General features: G+C 49.1%; 1 rRNA gene. It reads left to right on the forward strand.

Going from position 1 to position 3110, the window contains the following annotated elements:
• Positions 1-90: 90 nt before the first annotated feature.
• Positions 91-2980 (forward strand): 23S ribosomal RNA (locus CWC11_RS15075).
• Positions 2981-3110: the final 130 nt, after the last annotated feature.

A 3110-nucleotide genomic window follows, 5' to 3' on the forward strand; every position in this document is an offset into this window, starting at 1 on the left:
TGAGTTGATTGATTGGTATCTACTTTAGTATTCAATATTAACTTCTGGCGAAGTTAAACTGTCACGAACAAAGACCCGTTTGGGTTGTATGGTTAAGTGACTAAGCGTACACGGTGGATGCCTTGGCAGTTGGAGGCGATGAAGGACGTATTAACTTGCGATAAGCCTAGTCAAGCTAGTAAAAAGCGCTTGAGACTAGGATTTCCGAATGGGGAAACCCACCTGCTTGCAGGTATCGTTAACTGAATACATAGGTTAACGAGGCGAACGCGGAGAACTGAAACATCTAAGTACCCGTAGGAAAAGAAATCAACCGAGATTCCGAAAGTAGCGGCGAGCGAAATCGGAACAGCCCTTAAGCTTATTATGTGTTAATGGAAGGCTCTGGAAAGTGCCACGATACAGGGTGATAGTCCCGTACATGAAAAGACATTTTAAGTGAAATCGAGTAGGTCGGAGCACGTGAAACTTTGACTGAATATAGGTGGACCATCATCTAAGGCTAAATACTCCCAACTGACCGATAGTGAACCAGTACCGTGAGGGAAAGGCGAAAAGAACCCCTGTGAGGGGAGTGAAATAGAACCTGAAACCGTGTACGTACAAGCAGTAGGAGCCTACTTGTTAGGTGACTGCGTACCTTTTGTATAATGGGTCAGCGACTTATATTTTGTAGCGAGGTTAACCGTATAGGGTAGCCGTAGGGAAACCGAGTCTTAACTGGGCGACTAGTTGCAAGGTATAGACCCGAAACCCGGTGATCTAGCCATGAGCAGGTTGAAGGTTGAGTAACATCAACTGGAGGACCGAACCCACTAACGTTGAAAAGTTAGGGGATGACTTGTGGCTAGGAGTGAAAGGCTAATCAAACCGGGAGATAGCTGGTTCTCCCCGAAATCTATTTAGGTAGAGCCTCGGACGAATACTTACGGGGGTAGAGCACTGTTAAGGCTAGGGGGTCATCCCGACTTACCAACCCTTTGCAAACTCCGAATACCGTAAAGTAATATCCGGGAGACACACGGCGGGTGCTAACGTCCGTCGTGAAGAGGGAAACAACCCAGACCGCCAGCTAAGGTCCCAAAGTCATAGTTAAGTGGGAAACGATGTGGAAAGGCCCAGACAGCCAGGAGGTTGGCTTAGAAGCAGCCATCCTTTAAAGAAAGCGTAATAGCTCACTGGTCGAGTCGGTCTGCGCGGAAGATGTAACGGGGCTAAACTATGCACCGAAGCTGCGGATTCAACGTTTACGTTGAGTGGTAGGGGAGCGTTCTGTAAGCCGTTGAAGGTGTGCCGGGAGGCATGCTGGAGGTATCAGAAGTGCGAATGCTGACATGAGTAACGATAATGCGGGTGAAAAACCCGCACGCCGGAAGACCAAGGGTTCCTATCCCATGTTAATCAGGGTAGGGTAAGTCGACCCCTAAGGCGAGGCCGAAAGGCGTAGTCGATGGGAAACGGATTAATATTTCCGTACTTGGTATAATTGCGATGGGGGGACGGAGAAGGCTAAGCAAGCATGGCGATGGTTGTCCATGTGAAAGTGAGTAGGGCGTTTGTTTAGGTAAATCCGGACGAACATTAAACCTGAGACACGAGACGAGTCACTACGGTGATGAAGTTGTTGATGCCATACTTCCAGGAAAAGCCTCTAAGCTTCAGATTATACCGAATCGTACCCCAAACCGACACAGGTGGTCAGGTAGAGAATACTAAGGCGCTTGAGAGAACTCGGGTGAAGGAACTAGGCAAAATCGTACCGTAACTTCGGGAGAAGGTACGCTCCTATCTGTGATGAGACTTGCTCTCTAAGCGGACGGGAGCCGCAGTGACCAGGTGGCTGGGACTGTTTATTAAAAACACAGCACTGTGCAAAATCGCAAGATGACGTATACGGTGTGACACCTGCCCGGTGCCGGAAGGTTAATTGATGGGGTTATCCTTAGGGAGAAGCTCTTGATCGAAGCCCCGGTAAACGGCGGCCGTAACTATAACGGTCCTAAGGTAGCGAAATTCCTTGTCGGGTAAGTTCCGACCTGCACGAATGGTGTAACCATGGCCACGCTGTCTCCACCCGAGACTCAGTGAAATTGAAATCGCAGTGAAGATGCTGTGTACCCGCGGCTAGACGGAAAGACCCCGTGAACCTTTACTACAGCTTGGCACTGAACATTGAACCTACATGTGTAGGATAGGTGGGAGACTTTGAAGATGAGACGCTAGTTTTGTTGGAGTCGTCCTTGAAATACCACCCTTGTAGTTTTGATGTTCTAACGTTGGCCCCTGAATCGGGGTTACGGACAGTGCCTGGTGGGTAGTTTGACTGGGGCGGTCTCCTCCCAAAGAGTAACGGAGGAGCACGAAGGTTGGCTAAGTACGGTCGGACATCGTACGGTTAGTGTAATGGTAGAAGCCAGCTTAACTGCGAGACAGACACGTCGAGCAGGTACGAAAGTAGGTCATAGTGATCCGGTGGTTCTGAATGGAAGGGCCATCGCTCAACGGATAAAAGGTACTCCGGGGATAACAGGCTGATACCGCCCAAGAGTTCATATCGACGGCGGTGTTTGGCACCTCGATGTCGGCTCATCACATCCTGGGGCTGAAGTCGGTCCCAAGGGTATGGCTGTTCGCCATTTAAAGTGGTACGCGAGCTGGGTTTAGAACGTCGTGAGACAGTTCGGTCCCTATCTGCCGTGGGCGTTTGAGAATTGAGAGGGGTTGCTCCTAGTACGAGAGGACCGGAGTGAACGAACCGCTGGTGTTCGGGTTGTCATGCCAATGGCATTGCCCGGTAGCTACGTTCGGAACTGATAAGCGCTGAAAGCATCTAAGCGCGAAGCAGGCCTCGAGATGATTTCTCACTAGACTTTTAAAGTCTCTGAAGGGCCGTTGAAGACTACAACGTTGATAGGCAAGATGTGGAAGTGGTGTGAGCCATTAAGCTAACTTGTACTAATTACCCGTGAGGCTTAACCATACAACGCCAAACGCGTTTTGTGACAGTAAAGCGACAGAAGTTAATGACTAAAGTAGATATTTACTGACAGACTTAAAAAATATTATCAGATATTTTCCAAATTTATGAGGTGACTCTTAGCGCGTAGCGT

The organism is Pseudoalteromonas sp. S3178 (assembly GCF_005886985.1).
In the GTDB taxonomy this organism is placed as follows: domain Bacteria; phylum Pseudomonadota; class Gammaproteobacteria; order Enterobacterales; family Alteromonadaceae; genus Pseudoalteromonas; species Pseudoalteromonas carrageenovora.